Below are 25,425 nucleotides of genomic sequence, written 5' to 3' on the forward strand. Positions count from 1 at the left end.
GCAAAAATTGTACAAGTTAGAGTTGTTGTGAAATCGAGTTTTCGTTGGGATAGTCAATTCGCAGATGACTTCCTCGGGTTTCGCGACGCACTAGGGCAGACTCCACAACCGATTTTGATATTTGCAGCATATTTTTTGCTTCAAACCAATGTTGATAGCTTGAAGGTTGAAGATGTGTAAGCATTTCTGATAACCCAATTAATTCACTTTGGCATTGAAGCAAATCCCCTTCTGAGCGTTGGACTCCTGCCTTAGTCCACATAAGTGGGCGTAGTAATAAAACCAAAGTACGGATATTATCGTTGCCTAAAAGGGGCAGGTTTAGGGTGGGGGGAGTAATTGTTTGAGTTGCGTTTTCTGTTGCATAGGTTGCCGCAGATCTTCCTGCACGGGGCCCAAAGACTGCGCATTCCACTAAGGCAGAACCGGCCAGACGGTTGGCGCCATGAATACCCCCTGTGCATTCTCCACAGGCAAATAATCCTGGAATATCCGTTTCGCCTTCCGAATTGATCTGAATGCCACCCATTGAAAAATGGGCAGTAACTTGCATTTTTAGATGGGAGCCATAGCCTTGTTTCACTAAGTCTGCAAGAATGGGGTGTTTCTCTAAATCTTTTTGGCTCATTCCAGATAAATCAAGGAAAACCTCACGTTGCTTGAACATTTCCTGGGCCAATTTATCACGGTTTTCCTGCTCGGCTTTAGGGAAATTTCGCATAAAACGCTCTTTTTTTTCGTTAATAAATAGTGCACCTTGGTCAAAAATCGCAGGATTTAAATCAAATATCTTTGGCCAACGTAGTCTGTAAGGGTAAAACTGAATAAATTCAAGTCCAGTAAGTCTCGCACCTGCCCGAGCCGCTATCGCTTGACCATCTCCGGTTATACCTATTGGATTGGAGGTCTCACTAAAAATCCTACCGAAGCCCCCAGTTGCCAAAATAACGGCTTTAGCGAAAACTAAAAGTATTTTATTTTTACAAAGACAAACCAGTCCGTTTATTTCCCCAGCTTGAAAGATTACATCAATGACCATCGTGTTTTCGAGCATACTTATTCCTGATTTTCTAACTTGTTCAGCGACTGGGGTAGTCAGTAGTTTCCCTTTTCTCGGTTCGCATGAATAACGGGTTATTTCTCCACCATTGGGTAGAGTTTCGACACCTTTTTCAAAGTGAACTCCGAGTGACATCACATGATTTACGGCCCTTGGCCCTTCAGAGATAAGAGTTTTAATCAATTCAGGATTCCCCATAAAACGTCCAGATTGCCAAAAAAAATTAAAATAGAGCTCTTGGTTCAGGGTATTCTGTTCTGCCACTCGGTGAACGGTTTGGGCAACCACTGATGAACCCGAACGACCAATTTTGTTTTTACAAACCATAAGAACCTTACAACCCTGTTGTTCTGCGGTAAGTGCAGCATACATACCAGCTAGACCACCGCCAACGACCACAACATCAGATATTATTTTTTGCATATGCGCTCTCCCCAAGTATCAAATATAAATTAATTATTTTCTCGAGTTTACTTTCAATATTGTTTATTGCAATAATGATGCCAATTTAAAAATAGGGTAACGAGAAATTAAAGGAGATATTGTGTATCATCTCGAATTTCAATTAATTAAAAATCTTTTATCAAGTTCAAACATAAAAATACCTTTATTCCGGAGGAGAAAAACATGCAACTTGAATCATTTCTGAAGTTATTACCCATTTTGGCGAAGACCACTGGCGGCTATGCAACGATCACAGACCGCGAGGGTCGTAGGCTTCGTACGTTTGATTTTAACGGCAATGAGGTGATAAAATTACGGGGGGAAATCTATGAATTAGCTCTACAGGCTGTAGCGAAAGGAGAGCCTCTGGTGGGTTATTCGCAGATTGTCGAACAAGCGAATGCTTGGGCTTTGCCCCTAGGGGGTTATGTCTTGAGCTGCAGCAACGTTGAGCGTTTAAAGAGAGAACAAAATTTTCAGGAGGCACTTCAACGGGCCCTACCCATGATCGCCCAAGTGGCTGGGGGAGAGGCTGTTTTATTTAACGATCTCGGTGAGCGTTGGATTAGTTATAATTCCGATGGAACAGAAAGGAAGCAATTCAAAGGGAAGATCAGCAATCAAGCACGCAAGGCGATGGAAATGCAAGAACCTGTTGTTGGAAAATCGTTTTCCGTGAACGGCGCTATGGCCGTTCGTATTCCGATTAATGAGAAGTTTGGATTTGGGTTTAACAATGAAAATGTCGCTCGCCAACATCAAAAACTATATGATGAAGTTAAGAAGTTTAACCAAACCCATTATACTTTTGAAGATATTCTTGGGGAGAGTGAGGCTTTAAATAAAACGAAAAGCATGGCCAAGTTTGTAGCCAACGGAATATCGTCGATCCTAATTTATGGTGAAACTGGAACTGGTAAGGAATTGTTCGCCCAGTCGATCCATAATGCCAGCAATCGGCGAAATAAGCCGTTTGTCGCGCTTAACTGCGGAGCCTTGCCGGCTACGTTAATTGAAAGTAATCTGTTTGGTTATGAGGAAGGGGCATTTACGGGGGCCAAAAAGGGTGGAAGCCCGGGAGCTTTCGAGCAGGCCAATGGGGGTACTTTTTTTCTGGATGAAGTTAGCGAGATGGAATTAAGCCTGCAGACGAAACTGCTCCGTGTTTTGCAAGAACGGGAAGTTGTTCGCATCGGAGGATTTAAGCCTCTGAAAGTAGATGTCCGGGTTATTGCCTCAACAAATAAGGATCTCAACGAATTAATTTCTGAAGGGAAATTCCGGCAGGATCTCTATTATCGATTAAATGTCGTTCAGATTAAGATTCCGGAGCTAAGGGAGAGACAAGGGGATATTTCTTTATTGGCAAGGTATTTTATTAAAAAATATAATAATTTCTTTGGAAAATCTATAGAAGATATTGATCACGAAACACTAAAAGTCCTCCAAAACCATACTTGGCCAGGTAATGTCCGCGAACTTCAGAATTGCATCGAACACGCTATGAATATGGTTGAGCGAGATGATTCCATCCTCTTAGTTCAGCATTTGCCTTCCTATCTTCACCAAAGGGTAGCTCAGGTTTATGATCCTTTGGTTGTCGAAATTCAGCCAGGAGGATTAAACTTAAGTGACGCTCTCAAAGTAACGGAAAGAACCATTATTAAAAAGGCTCTTCAAGTCTGTAAATATAAAAAAGTTAAGGCAGCGCAACTTTTAGGGATTAGCACGACCACATTATGGAGACGCTTAACCGAATTAGGACTTGAAAAGGAAGTTGACTAGGTTTACGTCTTAATTATATTACAATTCTGGAAACAAACATTTCAAAGCTGCAATTATAGCGACTTATTAATGCAATTAATGGTCAAAAACCCCCTTATTCATTTCAAAAATGAAATAGAGTAGAGGTGTTTTTTTTATATAATTCTATGAATTGTTACATAGATGTTTAAATTTATAGTCAAGCGATTAGGGTGATGCAAGCCTTAAATAACCGAGAACATTGCGAACAGCTTATGATTTAAGTGACATACCGGGTTTGGTATGATTCTTGCAATGTAAAAAGATTAGAAAATTTTAATATAAGGTGAGTCGTTTGACGTATTAACGAGCTGCCAATCACCCTTGAAAGGGTGTTATTTAAAAAAGGCAAAAAAATAATAGGGAGGAATCGTCTATGTCAATTCTTGCACTAACAAACATCGGGAAATTGGTTACGGGAGATATTCAGAATCCACTTTGTGATTCTAATACCATTGTGGTGAAAGATGGGAAAATAGCTAAAGTTGGTAACGCAGATATCTTGAAAGATTTCGAGGTAGAGAAAACAGTTGACGTAGCGGGTATGACCGTTGCTCCAGGCTTTATTGATTCTCATGTGCATACGGTCCTCGGTGATTATGCGCCACGTCAAAAAACACATGATTATCTTGAGGGAGCGGTTCACGGTGGAGTTACCACTTTTATCTCGGCTGGCGAATGTCATACACCTGGACGTCCGAAAGATCCGGCGGGGACGAAAGCCTTGGCTATCCTCGCACATAAATCTTTTAATAATCTACGCTCTACTGGACTCAAGGTTCACGGGGGCGCTGTGATCTTGGAAAAAGGTTTGGTTGAAGCTGACTTTGCAGAAATGGCCAAAGAAGGTGTTTGGCTCGTAGGTGAAATCGGACTGGGGAGTATTAAAAAGCCTGCAGAGGCTAAACCCATGGTCGAATGGGCTAAGAAATATGGGATGAAAGTGGCCATGCATACGGGCGGAACTTCGATCCCCGGTAGTTCTACCGTAACAGCTGATGAAGTGATAGCTGTTCAGCCAACTGTGGTCTCGCATATCAACGGTGGACCAACAGCGATTCCGCCTCAAGAAGTGGAAAAGTTGATTAACACTACAGATTTGACTTTAGAAATCGTGCAATGCGGTAACCCGAAAATCGCAGATTTAGTGGCTCGTAAGTTAAACGAAAAAGGAGCTCTGCAGCGGGTCATCTTTGGTAACGACTCACCCTCGGGTACGGGGATTATTCCCTTGGGAATTCTGCGCACAATGAGCTTGATTGCTTCGATGTCTGGAATTCCGGCCGAAAAAGTCGTCGCTATGGCTACAGGAAATACTGCCAGAGTCTTTGGCTTAAATACGGGTTTAATTGAAGAAGGTAAAGATGCGGATTTAGTAGTGATGGACGCGCCAATGGGCTCAGTTGCTCCAGATGCCCTGACTGCTCTTGAAGCAGGGGATCTACCGGGTGTAGCTATGGTCATCGTCGATGGGGTGATCAAAGTGAGTAAGAGCCGCAACACCCCTCCAGCAGCTCATAACTACGCCATTCTTTAAGCTTTCGAAAGATGCTTCACGAAGGGAATGATCATTAAATGGCAGTCGGCATAGATCTAGAGCTATGTACAGGATGTGGTATGTGTGCTCGAGAATGCCCCAATAAAGCGATTGTGATCCAAGAGAAAAAAGCCATTATCCAGGAAAATTGTGCAAGTTGTGGAATCTGCACTCGAGTTTGTAAATTCAAGGCAGCGAGGCAAACCCCTAAAATCAAGGAGGGAGCTGTTAAATGCTCTTCTTGTCCAGTGCAATGCGAGATTATTGAAGGTTTCACAGGAGCTTGCCAGCGATATCAAAACCGGGGAGGGACATTGGTCCGTAATCGTCAATTGGTGACGGAACTCCCGAACGGTGGACCTCTCATTTCAGCAGTCGGAGCGGGAACTGATTATCCGTGCTGTCGTCCCGCGCCTCATATTGTTCAGGATACTGTAAACGGAATTGAAACGGTGACGGTCGTGACGGAAGCCCCGTTAAGTTATAGCGGGGTTAAGGTCAAGATTGATACGAATTTATTTATCGGGGAAGAAACAGCTAAAGTTAAGCGAAACGGCAAAGTTGTTGGCTTAGTCGATACTGAAGAATATGGTTCAAAAATGCTCTCGATCGGCGGGGCGAACCTCCTAACCGGTAAAGACGGATTCATCGTCGCGCGGACGATCGTGGAATTTGCCAATTGCGAGCGAGTGACTCTAAAAGTTGAAAACGGAAGCACTCTTGAATTACAGGTCGGTTATCCTCCGATCATTGATGGGGTACAGGATCTGAAAATGCGCGTTGGGTGCGGGAGTGCCACAATTGGCATGTTCGCAGGAATTTTAAAAGAGGTTGTGGACGAAGCCATCATCCTTGACTATCATGTCGTTGGGCTATTATCAGAGCATTTAGCTGGCGAATACGTCGGTATGACGTGGAGTGGTGTGATCCCGAATGCGCGTAAAAGTACCCGCGGCCGTTATTTTGGGGAGCAGGGTAAAGGCTGGGGTGGTACGAATATCGAGAATCCCCGAGATGCCCTTAAAGACGTAGATATGTCAATTGCCAAACCCGGGATCAAGATTCTGGTCACAGAAACTACTGGGCAGAAGTGTGCACTCTTCCAAGTGAATGAAAAGGGCAACATTTCCGAAATTCCTGTAACCAAAGAAATCCAAAAGGCTGTTGATACCATTTCAGCTAACTGCGAGGAATCTAGGGTTTCGGTACTCTATACCGGTGGCACAGGGGGAAGCGCTCGTGCGGGGGTTGCCGTGAATCCGCTTAAAGTAACGCAGGCTGTGCACAAGGGGGACGCTAAACTGACAATCGGCGGAGCCGAAACTTACGTTTTGCCAGGTGGCGGGATCAACTTTATGGTTGATGTGGAGAAAGTTATTCCCAAAGCGTTTACTTGGGTGCCTGCGCCGGCAACTATCGCACCTGTTGAATACACCATGCCACTCGAAAAGTATAAAGAAATGGGTGGTCATATTCAATATATTAAGCCGCTCAAAGATTTTCTTAAAGATCTTAAAGATCAGTCGAAACAATGATCAGTGTTCTTGCTAAGGACCGCGTCTTTCTCGACTATGGACCGATTGAAATGATGTTGATGGCCACATCACCGCAGATGAGCATGATTTCGCAAATGCAAGAAGCAGCGCAGGAAGCCATTATCTGGTTAAATCGATTATCGCAGGTTCTGGACCAGGCGAAGGATGTCCGCACCTTGAACCATCCCCGTCTGACCGAACTCCCACTCCCCCTGCGTTGGATGGTTGAAGCGGTACTTGCTACAGGCGATCGAAGTCTTACGCCAATGGCTGCCGTAGCAGGAACATTTTCAGATCTTGTCGCTGATCGCTTGGTTGAAGCTGGCGCTCATAAAGTCATTATCAATAATGGCGGGGATATTGCGATTCGTCTCATTGGCTCTGAGCAAACAAAAGTTGGTGTAACTCCGAGTATAGGGGCCAATCAATTCACCCATGTGATTGAGCTATCCAGCTCCAAAGGTATCGGGGGAGTTGCCACAAGCGGAAGGGGCGGAAGAAGCTTTACTAAAGGGATCGCGAGTTCGGCAACAGTTTTAGCTGAGACAGCACGTGTTGCGGATAGTTGTGCGACTCTAGTTGCCAATCATTGTTTTGCTCCAGATCCCAATATCTTTCAATTACCAGCTGAGAAACTCGACCCTCAGACAGATATTCCGGGACACTACGTTACGGTTAAAGTCGGAGAGCTGAATCAGGAGGTCAAACGTAAAGCGTTGGAAAATGCTTTAGTGAAGGTTAAGGAGTTAGAGAACAAAGGAATTATTCAAGGCGCAGTGGTTTTCTTAGATGAGCTAGTCGGTATGATACCAGATGACTTATGTTATCCGGTCAAATAATAAGGAGGAAGAAAAAAATGGAGATTCGTAAAATCGTGACTGTCGTTGAAGAAACGCGTAAAGACGGAGAAAAGATGGTTACCCCCCCCACACGAAAAGCTTCGGTCGCAGCCGTCATCAAAAATCCATTTGCTGGGAAGTATGTTGAAGATTTAACAGAACTTATGGAAGTTGGCGAACAACTGGGTGAAATCTTGGCTAAACAAGCTGTGAAATCTTTAGGTATTACTAAAGAAGAGGTGCAGAGCTATGGCAAAGGTGCCATTGTAGGCGAAAAAGGAGAACTTGAACATGCTGCAGCCATTCTTCACCCGCGTCTAGGCAAACCGTTCCGTGAGCAAGTCGGGGGAGGAAAAGCGATTATCCCTTCCGCTAAAAAGCTTGGTGGAGTGGGAACGGGGTTAGATGTTCCAGTCCATTACAAAGATGCAGCTTTTGTGCGTTCACACTATGATGCGATGGAAGTTAGAGTTCCGGATGCTCCGCGGGCGGATGAAATTGTTGTTGCCGTGGTAGTCACTGCGTCGGGTCGTCCTCATGCGCGAATCGGTGGGTTACAAAGAAACGAGATTAAGGGAGAAGATGGCTTAAGATAACTCACTTTGAAATTTAACTTTAGGGTAGCGGGGCAACCGCTACCCGCCCTGTAGGGTGCAGTGAGGAAAGAAAAATGGAGGTTAGAGAGATGAAGGTAGGATTTATCGGTATCGGTACCATGGGTAAGCCAATGGCGATCAATATTATCCGTGCAGGATATTCGCTAATTGTGAATGATGTAAATGAGCAGGCTGTTCAAGAGTTAGTTAAACTCGGGGCTAAAAAGGCTCAGAACCAGTGCGAATTGGCACAACAGTCAGACGTTATTATTACCATGCTTCCGAATGGTGCAATTGTAGAGCAAGTTCTTATGGGTGAAAAAGGAATCTTTGCAGGAGCTAAAGCGGGAGTTTGTCTGATCGATATGTCAAGCGTTGCCCCTAGTTTTACGCAAAAGATGGCCAAACTCGCTACGGAGAAAGGCTTAGGATATATTGATGCTCCAGTCAGTGGCGGAGTCAAAGGGGCTACGGAAGGCACACTGACCATTATGGTGGGTGGTGAGACTGAACTCGTCAATCAAATTCATCCTTTGTTAGAAGTTCTGGGGAAGAAAATTTACCATGTCGGTGCAGTCGGTTCTGGCGATGCAGTTAAGGTTGTTAACAATCTTCTTTTAGGCGTGAATATGGCGGCAGCCTCTGAGGCATTTGTTTTGGGGACAAAAATTGGTATCAATCCTCAAACGTTATTTGAGATCATCAGTGCCAGCTCGGGTAATAGCTATGCTTTATCAGCCAAGATGCCAAACTTTGTGTTTAAGAATAAATTCGCTGCTGGATTTTCAATTGATCTTCAATATAAGGATTTGGAATTAGCCGTGCAAACCGCTAAAGAGTTAAAGGTTCCAATGATGTTAACGAATGTTGCCCAACAACTCTTTGAGCAGGCGAGGGCTAATGGTCTGGGGAAGGAAGACATTTCCGCAATCATTAAACCCCTGGAAGAATTAATGGGGATCAAAGTAAGAATTTAAAGAAAATAGCCGGAGGTGAACAAAAGGTGAAGCAAATTTCTGAACGTGTTAAGCAAAAAGGGTATATTTTCGGCGACTTAACCCTTGGCGAAACCATTGAAATTGCTGCTGAACTCAATTTAAGGGTCAGTGACGTCATTATTGCTGAAGCAATGGATCAAAATATTATGACTCAAGAAGAAGTGATGGATGCGGTGCTTAACGCATTTGCCCATAACTTATATGCCGCTGAGGTAGGAATCACCACCGGGTCGAGTTTTCTTTTAGGAAGAATTCCCCAGGAGCTGGCTGTCGATCATGGCGCAAAACGCCTAATTGAAGATGACTTTATTAATAAAATCTTAGTCTATACCTTAGCGGCGCAAGTTGGCAATCATACATGTGGGTTACAGCCTTGTGCTGGAACCGGTGATTCTTGCACCTATACTGGGTTGTATCGAGCTCTCCAAGAAACTGTAGAGGATAAGGAAGAACTCGCAAGGGCGGTCGCTGTCATGCTCAAAGTGGGGACCATTTTTCGAGCGGGCAAGTCTTGGACGGGCTGCAATATGGAAGGCTTTGGCGCAGGATCCGCGGCTACAGCAGCAACTCTCGTCGAATTTCGTCACGGTAGTCCGGAAGCAATGTCCAAAGCAGTCGTTTTAGCACTCTCACCGACGATTGGCACTCCCTGTACGCCTCGAGTTATGGTGCCCGGGCTTTGCGCCACGCATATTGGAGGGGGAGTGTTGATCGGTAATTTAGCTGCGAATTTAGCGATGAAGACCTCTATTCCTGTGAATGTACCAGTAGATGTCATGATTGCGATGGCAGCAGCAGTCCATCCGGTTTCAGCCCAAAGTATTGTTCCGATTGTCATCCAATACATGCAACCGTTTTTTAAGACGAATTTTGAAGTGGAACATTTTATTGAGGAAAAAGTAAAGGAACAAGAAAAGGCAATGATCGACCAGACAATGGCTTCAGCTTTAGAGGAAGCCCGAATCATAGCCAAGAAAGCAAATTCCATTGTTAAACCTTTTGGGGAAGCGGTCGTGGGAGGAAGCAGTCAAGCGGTGGGTTCGCCCACAAATACCGCACGGATTGCTCATGCTTTAGTTAAAGGGGAAATAACGGGAGTTAAAATAGAACTTTACCCAGAGCTGTTTGTTCGCCGAGGGATTAACGTACCGGGTATCCTCATGGCGGCAGTTTTCGGGTCAAGTACTGATGATGGTAAAGCCTACAAGGAAATTATGAATAGGGTTCTTGAACAGAAAATTAAAATTGAAATCGTCCAGGTCGAAGAGCCGCAAATGCAAAGAATCACAATTTATGCAACAGAACAAAATGCTATGGTCGAGGCCCTAAATCGAGGGGGAGCACGATTAGTGCTTAAAAAAGCTAGTCCTTCCCTGGAGGAAGCTGGTCTTGTAGCTCAGCGTTTAGGGATTATTCTCGTTGATTAATAAGAGTTGATACGGTTACCAAGAATTCTTGGTTTAGGGGGAGTGAGAGCATGAATCCAATTGAAAAGTACCTGGCCAAGGCCGCTGACCGGGAAGAGGTACAGGTGGGTGAGGACATCACTGTAAAAGTGGATTTAGCCATTGCGCATGATGTCACGGGTCCCATGGCTGTTGAACAGTTTCGAAAAATAGGAATAGATCATGCTTTTGATCCCCAAAAAGTTATCTTTGTTATTGACCATATTATTCCTGCCGCGACCATCGACGCAAAAGTTGGTCAAAATGTACTGAAAGCATTTGCACGGGAATTTGGTGTTAAAATCTACGATCGCGGTGAGGGGGTTATTCATCAAATTATTGCGGAGAAGCATCGTTTAGAACGTGGATCCATTCTTGTGGGGGCAGACTCGCACACGTGTACCGCTGGAGCGTATGGTGCTCTAGCCATACCCGTCGGTTCAACTGAACTCGCCGCAACTATGGCAACGGGTACGCTTGATTTAGAAGTTCCAGAAACCTATGAAATCCGTTTAGAAGGTAAACTTCAACCGGGGGTATATGCCAAAGATGTCATCCTCCACTTGATTGGCTATTTTGGAACGAATGGTTTTACCGATCAAGCGGTGGTTTACACCGGCAGTCTCTTGGAACAACTGAGCCTAGATGATAAAATGACCATTTCCAATATGGGAATTGAAATGGGAACGATGATTAGTTATTTTGCCGATCCGAAGGAATCGATCGGTTCCGTTAAGGGCGTACATGTTTTTCAAGCAGAAGAAATACCGGTCAGTGTCGCCTGTTCGCCGAATCCGGGTAATGTTGTGAAGGCAGTGGACGTCGCAGGAACGAAAATTACGCAGGCTGTCATTGGAAGTTGTACCAATGGTCGTCTGAGTGATATGAAGATCGCTGCTGAAGTTCTAAAAGGGCGTAAAGTAGCCGAGTGGGTCCTACTCCTGGTTATTCCAGCATCGAAGGAAATCGCTCAAGAGATGGAAGATCAAGGGCTAACCCGGATCTTCCGCGAAGCCGGCGGGGTGGTCACGAGCCCCGGTTGTGGACCCTGTTTTGGCGCCCACATGGGATTATTAGCAGCCGAAGATGTCGCCGTTTCCACGACCAATCGCAATTTCCCTGGAAGGATGGGGCACCGTGAGGCGAAGGTATTCCTGGCCTCTCCGCGTTTGGCAGCAGAGAGTGCTGTGGCTGGTGAGATAGTATCTCCTGGGACGGTAGCGCCCTTAGGAGGTGTATGAGATGACTTGGAACAGTAAATTACGAGGACGGGTTTGGAAGTTTGGAGCGAATGTAGATACCGATCAAATCCTGCCAGGCTATGCCATGGCAGCACCTGAGGAAAAGCTTAAAGAGTATGCTTTAGCCGGGAGTGCAATTCCTGACTTCGCTCAAAAGGTACATCCTGGAGATGTCGTCGTAGCAGGGGATAATTTCGGATGCGGTTCGAGCCGAGAGCAAGCGCCGGTGGCCTTAAAGGAAGCAGGAGTCAGTCTGATCATAGCCAAGTCCTTGGCTCGGATTTTTAGGCGTAATTCGATCAATATCGGGATACCTGTTTTAGTTGCTGATCTTGTGGATATGGTCGAAAATGGCCAGGAAATCGAAGTGGACTTAGTCACAGGGGAGATCACGCTTTTGCTTACAGGAGACAAGGTGCAGGGTCAAGTTCTGGCTCCTAACGTCTTAGCAACGTTGGAAGCGGGCGGGCTCATTGCCAAAGTAAGGCATCAATTAAATCTTGGTAATTGAGTAAGTAAGTTAGGAGGCTTTTTGATGCAAGAAAAGACGAAACAGATTATCATAGATGACTATGATCGAATTCAGGCTTATGAAAAGGTTTTTAGCGTGGAGATGCCTAAAGTGGGGCCGGATGGTTCCATCAGTGGTTTGCCTGCTCCTTTTCCCCGGATGGTTCATGGGGTCGAGCGGAGCGGCTATCGGATCACGGAATTAGGCCGCCAAGCGGCTCAGTCCGATATTCCGGTACAAAACCCAATTTTGGGTCGTAATAGTGGTGAAGAGACCTATCAAGAGTCTTGCGAAATGTATAAAGTAGCTGAAGAACTGGGCATCAAATTGTTTCATTTCGTGCACTCGGAAGCCACGCGCCACATCGATCCGCTTGATGGTGCAGAGCTCATTGAGCAGTCCCGAGGAAAAGGCGGAATTACCCCGATGGGGGAGAGAAAGTTCATCGAAATCGGGGGCGGAATCAAGCATCCTGTAAGAATTAATGCGACCGGTGATACGCCGCACCTGTCCATTATCAATTCCTTGATCGCGGGTTTTGATGGTACGGATATCGGTCCAGTGATTCACGTGCACTTCGGCGGCCGGGGTATCCATGACTATAAGACCAAAGTTCTGAATGGATATAAGGCTTTGCAGGTGTGCGCGGACAATAACATTTTCGTGCAAACTGATTCCCACAAACACTTGAATAATATTGGCGGGACAGACGGCATGGCTTTAGCGATGTGCTTGATGGCAGAAGGTCTGGCCATTCATGCTGGTTTGCCGAAAGCCTTAAGCGGACTACAAATGAATGTTGCTGGAATTAATCTTTTAGCCGATTTGGCTTTGATGAGAGCGTTCAAACAAATGATGTGGAGTGAGTTTTTGATCGTTGTACCGGAAACGTTCCAAAACCCGCCAGCCGACTTAATTGCCGAACAAGCCCACTTTGCTCGAATGGCCATGAGCGCAAAATTAGGTGGCGCGAACTTCTATCGTCCGAAAGCTGCTGAAAATGTTGGGATTCCGACGGGCGTATCGATGGCTAAAGCGATCTGGGCGACCCAAAATGTCTTTGAAAACATGGCTCAATATGAAATCCATGATCCCGCGATTGATCGCCGCCAAGAAGAAATTATCCGGGAAGCGATGGCAGTACTTGGCGCAACCTTTGAACTTAAGAGCGAACTGACTCCGGATGAAGTGGGCCCTGACTTTTGGCTGAAATATAGTGCTGAGGAACTCATTGAGCGTGTGGTTACCGCCGGTAAAAGCGGGATCCTTGATGCTCCAAGAGCAGGAGGTTGGGATCTGAAACGGGGCGTGAAAACGCATCGCGATCGGGATGGGATTCGGCGGTATGTACCCGGATACGGACCCGTGGGTGTTTCCCCGCAGAAATTAGCGTTCACAACCGAAGAAGTAAAAGTGAATCAAAAGGTACCGATCACGCAGAAAGAGAAGATTTTGTTAGCTACTATCGGGGCCGATGCTCACGTCATGGGCATCAATATGATCCGGGAAGCCTTTGAGCAGGCCGGGTATGAGGTGATCTTCCTCCGGGGTATGAATTTACCAGAGACGGTGGCTGAAGTGGCTGCGGAAGCCAAAGTTGATGTGGTAGGAGTGAGTAATCTTCTGGGTCTGGGTCTAACCTTGTTTCCACGAGTTGGGCAGCACCTTCAAGAACTTGGCATTAGAGATAACGTTTTGTACATTGCCGGTGGGCGGATTGCGGAAAAAGAAGAAGAACATGCTCAGGTTGAAGAAAAGATAAAGAAGGAAGGAACCGGCTTCTTAGGAGTAGATGGTTTCTTCGGACCGGGGACCAACCCTGCTGATGCTATTCAATGGGTAAGAGATAACATCCATAAAGGGGAGAAATGAAATGGAAGAGCAAAGCCGAATTCGTACCGCCATACTCAGGGCGGGAACCAGTAAGGGAATTTTCTTAATGGAAAATGATCTCTCGTCAGATCAAGTCGAGAGAGATCGTGAAATTCTTGCTATTTTTGGAAGTCCAGATGTTCGTCAAATTGACGGACTCGGGGGTGCTGATCCCTTGACCAGTAAGGTCGCAATTATTGGCCCAACTTCTCGTGAAGATGCGGATGTCGATTATACCTTTGGGCAAGTCAGCTATACGGCAGCTATGATCGATTATTCGGGCAACTGCGGGAATATTTCCTCGGGTGTAGGTCCTTTTGCTGTGGATGAGGGTCTGGTTCGGGCAGTTGAGCCGATAACTAAAGTCCGCATCCATAATACGAACACGGACAAGATTTTAGTTGCCGAAGTTCCCGTAAAAAATGGCAAAGCGCAGGTTGTTGGAGATTACAAAGTAGCGGGTGTGCCGGGGACTGGGGCTATGATCATGCTCGATTTTGCGGGCACGGCGGGCGCAGCAACGAATAAGGTATTGCCGACCGGTAAGACCGTTGATGTGCTTGATGTTGATGGATTCGGTAAGATTCAAGCTTCAATTGTTGATGTAGCTAATCCCATGGTGTTTGTTCGGGCCAAAGATCTTGGCTTAACTGGAATTGAAACCCCTGCCGAAATTAGCGGCAACAAGAAAATGCTCGCCATTCTCGAGCAGATTCGGGGTCAAGCAGCTGCCATGATCGGCATGGCCAAGGATCCGGCTGATGCCTTGCAAAATAGCCCGGCCTTTCCGATGGTAGCCTTTGTGAGCGAACCCCAAGACTATACTGATTTTACGACCGGAAAGAAGATTTCCCAGGAACACGTCGATTTGGTCTCGAGATTGATGTATATGCAAGTGATGCACAAAACCTATGCTGGAACAGGGACAACCTGTACGGGAGCAGCGGCGAAGATCCCGGGAACCCTTGTGCATGAAGTTTGCTATTCCCAAAATTCCTGGGTGCGGATTGGCCATCCGGCTGGCGTGATTAATATCGAAGTTGAAGTGGAGAGCCAGGGAGATAAGGTTGAGATTAAAAGAGCTGCTTTTGGACGGACAGCCCGCCGCATTATGGATGGATATAGTTACATTGTGAGATGAACTTCCAGTGATTAAAGAATGCTAGGGGGCGAGGAAATAAAGCACGTCGATTTATTGGTCTATGACGTGGGGAGTACGTACACCAAAGTGACCGCTTTTGCCAAAGAAGCACAGGAACTCGAATTCATCGGTCGGTCAGAAGCCCCAACTACGGTGGAAAATATTGAGATCGGATGGGTGGAAGCGAGACAAAACTTGGCACGCAGCATCGGTCTAGAAGATATTGATCCGCAACGGGTCTTGGCCACAAGTTCTGCAGCGGGTGGGCTTCGCATGGTCGCTATGGGTTATATGCCGAGAGTTACCGCCAAAGCGGCCAAGGAAGTCGCAATGAGCGCAGGTGCACGGGTACTCGAAATCATTTCCCATGAAACGCCACTTGATTTTCGCATCCAGGTTCTCCAGGAAATAAAGCCGGATATCATCCTTTTAGCCGGGGGAACAGATGGGGGTGATGAGGATTCGCTTTTAGAAAATGCTCAAGTCATTGTTGATAGTAAGAGTAGTGCGGTTGTGATTATTGCCGGTAATATTCATGTTCAGGCGCGAGTAGAAGAAATTCTGGAGGCCAAGGGAGTCCGAACCATTCGGGTTCCGAATGTGATGCCGACAATCCATGAACTTAGGGTCAAACCGGCCCGGAAAGCGATCCATCAGGAGTTTATCCGCCAAATCACACGTGCTAAAGGATTGGGATGTTTGCTGGCGATAGTTTCTAACGGACGGGTCATCCCGACTCCAGGAGCCGTTTTAATGGGTACAGAACTCCTAGCCTTAGGTACTCCGGAAAATGAAGGCCTCGGCAATATGATGGTTATTGATATCGGGGGAGCGACCACAGATGTTCACTCTGTCTTACCTGACTTGGAGCAAATAAGTAATGAAGAAAAAGGTTTAGTGGTTTCCAATGAAAAACAAGTTTCATACCGAACGGTCGAAGGAAATTTGGGTTTAAGGGTAAGTGCTACAGGAATCGTCGAAACAGCTGGAGCGAATGGTGTCTTAACCAAGGTTGCACTCCAAGGAGAAGACCTGGCTCAAGAATTGCAAGCTTACGCTAATTTTTTGGAGAAACAGCCTGAGTATATTAGTACGACTGAGAAAGAAAAGTTATTTGACCAAGGTATGGCGATTGCTGCCATCGAAATTGCGACTAAACGTCATGCAGGGTATATATCCCAGTCCTTTGATCCAGTGATGGGGATTGTGCCGGGAACTCCTGTCGGACGCGATCTGCGTAAGGTTCGCAAAGTTGTTGCTGTCGGGGGGATCTTCGCGCACTCCAGTGAAGAACTGAGTCGTGAAATTCTGACGAAGGCCTTTGCCAATCGGGGGATATCCCTTTTACCCGAAGTTCCGGAATTTATTATCGATAAGTCCTATTTGCTTTACTCTATTGGCGCCTTAGTCCCGGAATACCCTAATGAAGCCTTGAATCTTGGTTTACACAATATTTACGGACAACCCTAATTGAGTAGAGATTTAAAATAAGTATAACAAGGGAGAAATAACATGCATAATCAAGGGAAAAAACTCAGGGAATTGTTATCTTCGAAGGAAATTCTCGTCGCTCCTGGGGCCCACGACGCCTTGACGGCCAAGATAATTGAAAAATCCGGTTTCAATGCTGTTTATATGACAGGATACGGACAAGCAGCGAGCCATTTAGGAATGCCTGATGTGGGGCTGCTAAGCATGAGTGAGATGCTCGCACGGGCTAATAACTTCGCAAGCGCTGTTGAGATTCCCGTGATTGCGGACGGCGATACTGGCTTTGGTAATGCAATTAATGTGATGAGAACGGTGCGCCAATATGAACTGGCGGGAGTCGCGGCGATCCAACTGGAGGATCAAGTGGCCCCGAAGAAATGCGGGCATATGACCGGACGACAAGTGATTACGATTGAAGAAATGGTCGGTAAGGTCAAAGCAGCGGTCGAAACACGGCAAAACCCTGATTTAGTTATTATCGCGCGTACAGATGCGAGGACAGTTCATGGCATTGAAGAAGCGATCAGGCGGGGTAAAGCATACGAAGAAGCTGGGGCAGACGTTATTTTTATCGAGTCTCCAGAGTCTGTCGAAGAGATGAAAATCATTACTTCGAGCTTTAAGGTTCCTGTCTTAGCGAATATGGTCGAGGGAGGACGCAGTCCTCAACTCTCTGCGCCGGAACTCCAAGCCTTAGGCTACGATATTGTTATTTTCCCAACCGCTTCGACCTATATAACGGCACAGAGTATGAAAAACTTAATGGAAGAGCTCAAGAAAACGGGCACGACTAAAGGCTTAATTGATCAAATGATTCCATTTGCAGAATTTAACGCGTTAATTGGATTAAACGAGATTCGGGAATTAGAAAACAAATTTGTACTCGGTGAATAATATGACGAAATCATTTCACAGAGCTGGATTTATTGCCTAATCGAATTTGGTTATCCATGAAAAGTGAAAAATAAAAAGAAGTTTTCCTGTAATCCATTAAAATGACCGTTAAAAAAAAGTACCCTCCTGTACTATTACGAGGTGTCGTCGCCCGTTCAAGCCGATCCTTAATTATACGTACAGGAGGTACTCCAAAATGAATAGTTAGCAAAAACAATGAATTCAGCAACTCTCAGAAACAACGCGTTGGTGCAGACAGAGCTAAAGAGAAGCACGTTGCGAGGGCTCAGAATTTCCGAGAAATTGAGTTTGAGAAACGGATTTCTTTCACATCGTTAATAGTGGTCTGCAAGATATTCTCAAATTAAAGCTCGAAGAAATTGTGAGTGGAAAGAAGATATTTAGTTTAATTCAAACTCATTCTTTATACTTGAGGACAATGGTAGCACGGAGAAGCCGGGGCAATTATACCATAAGGGCATTTGACTCAGCAAAAAGATTACCTCGCCTTTACTCCTTGAAAGGTAGAACAAAGGATGAGAGGACCGTTAACGGACCGCTCAAGACATGGGAGAGTAAACTGCAAGGGAAGTTTTGGAGACCCATTTGGGTGATCATATATTAAAGTAAAAGGCACGAGCCCGTGTTTGAAATACAACCTGGCCATCCAAATAATCACATTATCTAAATATCAAACCATTAAATCAGCGTGTCCTATAAGTGAAATTCTAAGAAAGAGTGAGAATTTAAGATAAAATCTTAAATTAAAGAGGGAGGTAAATTATGTTCAACATTGCTTCGCGTATTGACAGATTACCTAGTACTCCGATGCTTAGGAAAATCCTCGCTTTGTGTGGTATTGGCTGGTTGTTTGATGCTATGGACCAAGGCATGGTGTCTGGAGTTATGGCGGCAATTGGTAAGGACTGGGCGCTGAGCACGAGTCAATTGGGAATGTTTGGAAGCTCAGCAATGCTAGGTATGATTTTAGGAGCTGCTTTGTCAGGGATGGCCGCGGACAGATGGGGCAGAAGATCAGTCATCACGGTGACCTTAGTCATTTATGGAATAGCTAGCGCTCTTTCCGGTTTTTCTGTTAATTTTCCCATGCTTCTGATATTGAGATTCTTGACGGGCTTCGGACTGGGCGGTGAATTACCTGCCGCTTCTACTTTAGTTAGTGAATATTCACCCACTAAAATACGCGGTCGTAATGTTATTATTTTAGAAAGCTTCTGGGCTTGGGGCTGGATTGCAGCTGCACTCGTCGCGTATTTGCTCATTCCAGTTTATGGCTGGAGAATCGGCTTTTGGGTTGGTGCAGTACCTGCACTTTTTGCCGCTTACTTGAGAAAAGCTGTTCCAGAATCCCCTCGTTATCTGGAGTTAAAAGGAAAAGATAAAGAAGCCGACGCACTTGTAAGCAAAATGGAGAAAGAGGCCGGCATTACGTATAACCACGAAAGCTCAGACACTGAAATGCAAATGAGCAAGGAGCATGTATCCTTCCTGGATCTGTGGTCAAAAAAATACAGGAGAAGTACAATTGTATTGTGGGTAATTTGGTTTGGTCTTAACTTTGGTTATTATGGCTTTGTCTTATGGACCCCAAGCCTGTTGGTAGGTAAGGGTTTTGCACTGGTAAAAAGCTTCGAATTCACGTTAATTATGTGTTTAGCACAGCTGCCGGGATATTTCAGCGCAGCTTATCTTGTTGAAAAGATTGGACGGAAGAAGGTTCTGGTGGTGTATTTACTGGGCACTGCCTTAGCAGCCTGGTTGTTTGGACATGCTGGAAGTACAAACGAAGTCTTAGCATATGGCTGCTTACTTTACTTCTTTAGTTTGGGTGCCTGGGGATGCACTTATGCCTATACGCCGGAAGTATATCCGACCGTTGCCAGAGCCAGCGGTTCAGGTTGGGCTTCTGCCTTTGGTCGTATTGGTGCGTTCATAGCGCCGATGATCGTGCCGGTTATCTACACTGCATATGGAAAAGAGGCTGGTTATACTAATGTATTTATCATGTTAACAGCGGTATTTGCCATCGTGGCTGTAGTTGTAGGAATCCTTGGAAAAGAAACTATGGGTAAAACACTCGAAGAGATTAGCAATTAGTACAAAATCTTCTTGCTTCACTTAATAATCCGATATTGTAATGCGATTTTAGCACGAAGCTTGACTGTACGTAATTGAGATTAGAAAGCCGTTAATCGCTGATGATAGGAAAAGTCGGGTAAGGTGATTATAGGTACGGTCAAAGGTAGCCTGGCATGATATTGGGATACACAACCCCAATATCATGGCCTTAGCCGTTCTATTGACATGACGAAGGCAATATGAAGAGCAAGATCGATACCATCCAAGAAGTGGGCTTACGTGATAAAGTTAAAGTGATTATCTTATAAAAAAATATTGGGTAATATGAAGATAAAAGTATCAGAAAAAGACAATCAATGAATGGGCTCTTAAAATAACGAAATTATAAGAGCACTAAATTTTAATAGGGTGGGTTATTATGCCAGAATGCAGTGTATATTACCAACCGCAATCAATGGCCGATGCCTTGACGCTCCTTGCGAATTCCGAAGGAAGGTTGAAGCCTTTAGCTGGGGGAACGGATATTCTTCCGGCCATGAAGAAGGGTGAATTAAGGGATGTTGGATTAATTGACTTATCTAAGATTCCAGACATTCGCAAGGTCAGTATCCAAGGAAACGTGATTAAATTGGGAAGTCTATGTACTTTTTCACAGATTGAAAACTCTCCTTTGATCAAGGATGAAGTACCTTTATTAGCTGAAGCCGCTGGGACAGTGGGTTCACCCCAAATTCGAAGTATTGGTACAATTGGAGGAAATATTGCCAATGCTTCACCCGCAGCAGATACGGTAAATGCAATGGTTGCGTTAGACGCAAAGGCTAAACTCGATTCGGCTGAGGGATCCCGTACAGTGCTTGTCAGTGAGTTATTATGTGGGGTCGGGAAAACCAATATTCAGCCCGAGGATGCAGCAGATCTCGATCTTCAAGGAGCTCTTACTCTCAAAGTTTTAAGGAGTACGGTTGCTCACGCTAAGGTAAAAGGTTTCGACGTGACTGAAGCCATGAAGGTTCCAGGTGTCGTCAGAGTTTTTACGTACGAAGACATTCCGGGGATTAACGGTTACGGTATTATTGTTAAGGATCAACCAGCCTTGACCGATAAGGTTCGTTTTAAGGGAGATGCTTTAGCACTGGTGGCTGCCGAAGATGAGGTAAGTGCTAAAAAAGCCCTCGAGTTGATTAAAGTTGATCTGGAAGAGCTTCCTCCTGTTTACGATGTCTGGAGTGCGATGAAGGAAGATGCACCAGCTATTCATGATAAAGGCAATATTCAACTGATTAGCAAGATAAAAAAGGGTGATGTCGAGTCAGCGCTTAGACAGGCTGAAGTTGTGATTTCAAGGAGATATACGACGCAAAAGATTGAGCATTGCGCTATCGAAACTGAAGCTGGCGTGGCTTTCATGGATGAAGATGTACTTGTCATTAAAGTCTGCACTCAGAATCCTCATTATGATCGGAATGACGTCGCTCGTGTTTTGGGCCTTCCTATGAATAAAGTAAGAATCATTCAAATGGCGACCGGAGGAGGCTTTGGCGGGAAATTAGATATTTCTGTTCAATGTTTTCTTGGGTTGGCCGCACTTAAGTTAGGACGCCCCGTTAAAATGAATTATGACCGGCAGGAGTCTTTTATAGCTACCGGCAAGCGCCATCCCTTTTTTATCGACTATACTACAGCGTCGGACAAAGAAGGAAAATTGTTGGCAGTCAAAGTCAAAGTCGTTGGCGATACGGGGGCCTATGCTTCCTATGGTCCAGCAACTTTAATCAGGGCGGGGGTACACGCCACTGGGCCTTATGAAGTGCCTAATGTAGATATTGAAGTCCTTTGTGTTTATACCAACAATCCTTTCAGCGGAGCGATGAGAGGCTTCGGAACTCCTCAAATGGCTTTTGCGAGCGAGAGCCAGATGGATATCGTTGCACAAGCTCTAAAAATTAGTCCCCTGGAAATCCGGCGACGTAATATTGTTCATGAAGGCTCGATTACCGCTACTGGACAAAAATTGGAAGGTAGTATTGGGATTGGAAAAACGTTAGAGGCTGCCTGGGAAAAGGCTCTACAGGTTATGCCTGAGCTGGAGGCTAGATACAAATGAAAAAGCGTGGTTATGGAATAGGTACCATGTGGTATGGCATTGGCAATACAGCTAGTAATAATCCAGCAGGTGCCTTTGTTGATATTTTGGATGATGGCACAGTTACTGTCTTAACTGGCTGCGCCGACATGGGCCAGGGATCAACGACAATCCTAGCGCAGATAGCGGCTGAGACGGTTGGGGTTTGTTTGGAGGATGTAGTCATAGTATCAGCTGATACCGGAGTTACGCCAGATGCGGGTGCCTCATCTGCATCCCGGCAGACGTATATTTCCGGTAATGCAGTTCGCTTGGCAGCAGAAAAAGCACGCGAGCCAATTCTTGCTAAAGCCGCTGATGTATTAAATATACCCATCCATACTGTGAGTCTGAAACAAGGTGAGGTATGGAATGGTGATCGTTCCAGTGGGTTGACTGTAAAAGAAATGATTACAAAGTGCCGTAGTGAGGGTACATTGACACTTGGACATGGTTTCTTTAATCCGGACACGACCAAGCTCGATCCTGAAAACGGACAGGGAAAGCCTTTTGCAACCTATGCTTTTGCAACTCAGGTCGCTGAAGTCATCGTGGATACCGAAACAGGTCTGATCGAAGTCACCAAGATTGTAGCAGCTCATGATGTTGGCAAGGCGATCAATCCGCAAAGCGTGGAAGGGCAAATCGAAGGCGGCTGTGCGATGGGATTAGGATATGCCTTGCTTGAAGAGGTCATCATCAAAGACGGAGTAATAAAGAATCCGGCAATGTCTACTTATCTTGTCCCTACCTCCATGGATGTTCCAGAAGTATATCCCATTATCATCGAAGAATTAGAAACCAGCGGCCCTTATGGGGCCAAAGGGGTAGGGGAACCTGCCTTGGTACCCACTGCTGCGGCTATTACTAATGCTGTTACCGATGCCTTGGGCATTCGCATTTACGATTTGCCGATGACCCCTGAGAGGGTCATAGCAGCAATAAAGTCGGCAAAGGAAGAAAAATCTGACTAAAAAATCACATTTCTCTTTGATAAGGATCGATCCCAGCGCCATCCGAAGGAGTTGGGTTTGAGTCCCTGTATTTAAATGGGAAAAGCTAAGCGTATTTTTTTTTAGATCTTTTCCCAGAGAATAAGTTTAAATAACTTGATCCAGCAACTCTCTGGATTGAGTTCCCCTTAGGGATGGAGTGCTAATAATGCAAAATTATTATTTAAAACTTAATGAAATGATTGAATCCCATCAGGTGGGGGCAAGTGGGTTAGTGGTTGCTGGCGACTCAGAGATTTTGCCCACGGGGACTAAATTTATCGTCAGTGAAACGGGAGAAATCCTTGCAGGAAACATCTCTAAAGACATGATCAATGTGATTATAGGGAATCTTTTAAAGAGTATTCAGAGTAAAACTCCACAGAGTTTAACCTTATCTAAAACTGATCCTGCATTTTTTTCTTCATCCTTATCCGTATCTTCTTCTTTAACCTCAGACCTAACAATTTTTATCGACCCTATCTATCCACAACCACGCTTAATTATTTTGGGAGGAGGACATATTGCGCTTCCCCTTGTCAAACTGGGCAAGCTCATGGACTTTCAAGTTACCGTAGTTGATGACCGGCCTTTCTTCGCCAATTCTATGCGATTTGCGGAGGCTGACGAAGTCATCTGTGAGAACTTTGAAAAGGCTTTCCAGAGATTGTCTATAGATTCAAACACTTTTGTTGTAATTGTGACGCGTGGCCATCGTTATGATCAATTGTGTCTAGAGGAGGTACTTAACACCGCAGTTAAACCCGCGTATATTGGAATGATCGGGAGTCGGCGTAAGGTTACCACGATTATGAATAACTTACAAGAGAATGGAATTCCAGAGGAGGTACTTAACCCAGTTTATGCACCTATTGGACTGGATATTGGTGCTCAAACACCCGAAGAAATTGCGCTTAGCATTCTTGCTGAAATGGTGATGATCAAGCGTTATGGGTATAGTGACGGCTTGAAGAACCAAGCAAGGGGGGAGAAGATCAATGGATAATAAGGTAATCGAAACAATCAATCAACTTGTTGGAGAGGTGCGGTCAATTCGAGACTCTCAATCTGAAATGGCTCTTCCACGTTCTGCTGCTGTAGCCACGATTATATCCACTTTGGGTTCTACTCCACGGAAAGCAGGGGCACAAGTTCTTTTCTTCCGAGATGGGCAGATCGTCGGAACAATCGGCGGGGGATGTGGCGAAGCAGAAGTTCGGCAGCATGCATTGCGGGTGATAGATCAAGCTAAGCCGGCCGTGGTAGACATTAATCTAACACATGAAGTGGCTGAAGACGACGGGATGGTATGCGGCGGAGTGATGAAAGTGTATATTGAACCGGCAACGTATTCACCATAAACATCCTTTAGACAGAGATACTAAGAGAACAAGATGAAAAAGGATGAGAAAATGAGAAAGAAATTAACTGGGCCTATCGTGCTGGTCCGTGGAGCGGGAGAACAAGCAAGTGGGGTTGGCTGGGCCTTAGCGAAAGCAGGATACCGTGTAATAATGACCGAGGTAGAGCAGCCCCTCATGGTTCGCTGGCCTGTCTGCTTTGGTACCGCTGTGAGAGAAGAACAGTGGACGGTAGAAGGGCTCACATCTCGACGGGTGACAAGCGTAGAGAAATGTAAAAAAATTTGGGAGAACGGAGAGATTCCGGTTTTGGTTGATTCCGAATTAAAATGTTTGTCGACTCTTCAGCCTGCTGTTCTTGTCGATGGAATTATGGCCAAACGAAATAGTGGAACCCATCTACATATGGCCCCGTTGACTATCGGTTTGGGGCCAGGCTTTACTGCAGGGGAGGATATTCATCTAGTTATTGAAACGAACCGCGGGCATAATTTAGGGCGGATTATTAAGTCTGGAACAGCTGAGCCCAATACCGGCATCCCTGGAAATATCGCAGGCTATACTTGGGAGCGAGTCATCTATTCCCCCTGTTCAGGGATTTTTCGGACGAAACAAAAAATTGGGGAAGTGGTGGCAATTGGTGATGTGTTAGGATTGGTTGAAGATGAAACAATCCATGAAGAACAGGTGCTTTCTCCCATAGAAGGTGTGTTACGGGGATTGCTATGGACAAGTACCCGAGTAGGTCGACATGTTAAGATCGGGGATATTGATCCTCGGGGGAAAGTGGAATACTCTAAGACGATCTCTGAAAAGGCCCGGGCCATTGGGGCAGCGGTTCTGCTTAGTATTTTGGAACAGGAACAGAACGAAAAAGTTGAATAAAAAATCTGGTTTTGCTTTTCCCATTTATTCTAAATTACATGGTTTCATAAGCCCTAATACAGTCGATATAAGCTTTGGGTGTGAATGATGAGTCAGGATGTTCAACCCAGTTCAGTACGCGCAGGTTTGGATCAGCTGAATGCCAGCCTGCAAAAGTTACCGCCCTTTTCCTATACTGGAGAATTCGCAACTCGCTCTGTGGCAGAGCCGCTCGGATTACCTAAGCAAGACGTTAATAAGGATCAGGCACTTGAGGCAGCGAAGGACTTTTTAGTAAAAGTGGGTTCTCCGGGTGTTAAGCATTCCCATTTCAGTCTAACAATTAAGCTCCTACAACTTTAATTCTTTTGTTTGATTTAATAAAATATTTGTAACTATTCAGGTATCCATTTAAAATCCCTGCCGGACTCGGGAGGCCACTGAAAAAGTAACACATGAGGATCCAATATTAAAAAGAGCTAGAATTACGTAGAAATAAGTAATTCTGGCTCTTTTTTTGATACAAGCTTTTGAACCATCTAACGTTGTTGCTTGGCGGCCTAAAAAGAATATCTG

20 protein-coding genes and 1 pseudogene are annotated in these 25,425 nt (G+C 45.3%); 20 read left to right on the forward strand and 1 reads right to left on the reverse strand.

Annotated features, from left to right (window positions below):
• Nucleotides 1-16 precede the first annotated feature (16 nt).
• Nucleotides 17-1,483 (reverse strand): FAD-binding protein, encoded by a 1,467-nt coding sequence (locus VM640_RS08585; protein WP_325391234.1) that lies wholly within the window; start codon nt 1,481-1,483, stop codon nt 17-19.
• A 204-nt stretch (nt 1,484-1,687) separates the two neighbouring features.
• Here VM640_RS08585 and VM640_RS08590 point away from each other — a divergent pair, with 204 nt between their 5' ends.
• The 20 genes and pseudogenes from VM640_RS08590 to VM640_RS08685 form a co-directional block, all read left to right on the forward strand.
• A complete protein-coding gene (locus VM640_RS08590; RefSeq protein ID WP_325391235.1) occupies nt 1,688-3,289 on the forward strand; it encodes a sigma-54 interaction domain-containing protein in 1,602 nt (533 codons plus the stop codon).
• A 394-nt stretch (nt 3,290-3,683) separates the two neighbouring features.
• Nucleotides 3,684-4,844: an amidohydrolase family protein gene (locus VM640_RS08595; protein WP_325391236.1), complete on the forward strand. Its 1,161-nt coding sequence runs from the start codon at nt 3,684-3,686 to the stop codon at nt 4,842-4,844.
• Between the two features lie 38 nt (nt 4,845-4,882).
• Complete coding sequence (locus VM640_RS08600) at nt 4,883-6,379, forward strand: 4Fe-4S binding protein (RefSeq protein ID WP_325391237.1); 1,497 nt, start codon at nt 4,883-4,885, stop codon at nt 6,377-6,379.
• Nucleotides 6,376-7,218, forward strand: a complete 843-nt coding sequence (locus VM640_RS08605; protein WP_325391238.1) for a UPF0280 family protein — start codon at nt 6,376-6,378, stop codon at nt 7,216-7,218. Before VM640_RS08600 ends, VM640_RS08605 begins: the two co-directional genes overlap by 4 nt.
• 17 nt (nt 7,219-7,235) lie before the next feature.
• On the forward strand, nt 7,236-7,814 hold the full coding sequence (locus tag VM640_RS08610) for an amino acid synthesis family protein (RefSeq protein WP_325391239.1): 579 nt from the start codon (nt 7,236-7,238) through the stop codon (nt 7,812-7,814).
• 74 nt (nt 7,815-7,888) lie between these two features.
• Entirely contained in the window at nt 7,889-8,791 is a 903-nt protein-coding gene (locus VM640_RS08615; protein WP_325391240.1) for an NAD(P)-dependent oxidoreductase, read from the forward strand.
• A 26-nt stretch (nt 8,792-8,817) separates the two neighbouring features.
• The gene (locus tag VM640_RS08620; protein WP_325391242.1) at nt 8,818-10,239 is read left to right on the forward strand and encodes an L-serine ammonia-lyase, iron-sulfur-dependent, subunit alpha; all 1,422 of its coding nucleotides are present in this window, start codon (nt 8,818-8,820) and stop codon (nt 10,237-10,239) included.
• 50 nt (nt 10,240-10,289) lie between these two features.
• Nucleotides 10,290-11,498, forward strand: coding sequence for a 3-isopropylmalate dehydratase large subunit (locus VM640_RS08625; protein ID WP_325391244.1), 1,209 nt, complete (start codon nt 10,290-10,292; stop codon nt 11,496-11,498).
• Nucleotide 11,499: 1 nt separating this feature from the next.
• Nucleotides 11,500-12,009, forward strand: a complete 510-nt coding sequence (locus VM640_RS08630; protein ID WP_325391246.1) for a LeuD/DmdB family oxidoreductase small subunit — start codon at nt 11,500-11,502, stop codon at nt 12,007-12,009.
• 24 nt (nt 12,010-12,033) lie between these two features.
• Nucleotides 12,034-13,881, forward strand: a complete 1,848-nt coding sequence (locus tag VM640_RS08635) for a cobalamin-dependent protein (protein WP_325391248.1) — start codon at nt 12,034-12,036, stop codon at nt 13,879-13,881.
• A 1-nt stretch (nt 13,882) separates the two neighbouring features.
• Nucleotides 13,883-15,022, forward strand: a complete 1,140-nt coding sequence (locus VM640_RS08640) for a 2-methylaconitate cis-trans isomerase PrpF family protein (RefSeq protein ID WP_325391250.1) — start codon at nt 13,883-13,885, stop codon at nt 15,020-15,022.
• Nucleotides 15,023-15,040: 18 nt separating this feature from the next.
• Nucleotides 15,041-16,492, forward strand: a complete 1,452-nt coding sequence (locus VM640_RS08645) for a glutamate mutase L (RefSeq protein ID WP_325391252.1) — start codon at nt 15,041-15,043, stop codon at nt 16,490-16,492.
• Between the two features lie 42 nt (nt 16,493-16,534).
• Complete coding sequence (locus tag VM640_RS08650; protein ID WP_325391254.1) at nt 16,535-17,407, forward strand: isocitrate lyase/PEP mutase family protein; 873 nt, start codon at nt 16,535-16,537, stop codon at nt 17,405-17,407.
• A 783-nt stretch (nt 17,408-18,190) separates the two neighbouring features.
• Nucleotides 18,191-19,525: an MFS transporter gene (locus VM640_RS08655; protein WP_325391256.1), complete on the forward strand. Its 1,335-nt coding sequence runs from the start codon at nt 18,191-18,193 to the stop codon at nt 19,523-19,525.
• A gap of 400 nt (nt 19,526-19,925) precedes the next feature.
• Nucleotides 19,926-21,614 (forward strand): molybdopterin cofactor-binding domain-containing protein, encoded by a 1,689-nt coding sequence (locus VM640_RS08660; RefSeq protein WP_325391258.1) that lies wholly within the window; start codon nt 19,926-19,928, stop codon nt 21,612-21,614.
• Nucleotides 21,611-22,606: a xanthine dehydrogenase family protein molybdopterin-binding subunit gene (locus VM640_RS08665; RefSeq protein WP_325391260.1), complete on the forward strand. Its 996-nt coding sequence runs from the start codon at nt 21,611-21,613 to the stop codon at nt 22,604-22,606. The genes VM640_RS08660 and VM640_RS08665 overlap by 4 nt, the downstream gene beginning before the upstream one ends.
• Before the next feature lie 187 nt (nt 22,607-22,793).
• Nucleotides 22,794-23,630, forward strand: coding sequence for an XdhC family protein (locus VM640_RS08670; RefSeq protein WP_325391262.1), 837 nt, complete (start codon nt 22,794-22,796; stop codon nt 23,628-23,630).
• Nucleotides 23,623-23,985: an XdhC family protein gene (locus VM640_RS08675; RefSeq protein WP_325391264.1), complete on the forward strand. Its 363-nt coding sequence runs from the start codon at nt 23,623-23,625 to the stop codon at nt 23,983-23,985. Before VM640_RS08670 ends, VM640_RS08675 begins: the two co-directional genes overlap by 8 nt.
• 51 nt (nt 23,986-24,036) lie before the next feature.
• The gene (yqeB, locus tag VM640_RS08680; protein WP_325391266.1) at nt 24,037-24,870 is read left to right on the forward strand and encodes a selenium-dependent molybdenum cofactor biosynthesis protein YqeB; all 834 of its coding nucleotides are present in this window, start codon (nt 24,037-24,039) and stop codon (nt 24,868-24,870) included.
• 90 nt (nt 24,871-24,960) lie between these two features.
• Nucleotides 24,961-25,161, forward strand: a pseudogene (locus VM640_RS08685) (PepSY1/2 domain-containing protein); the annotation flags it as partial.
• Nucleotides 25,162-25,425 lie beyond the last annotated feature (264 nt).

The sequence above is a fragment of the Desulfitobacterium sp. genome, from assembly GCF_035539115.1.
Taxonomy (GTDB): Bacteria; Bacillota; Desulfitobacteriia; order Desulfitobacteriales; family Desulfitobacteriaceae; genus Desulfitobacterium_A.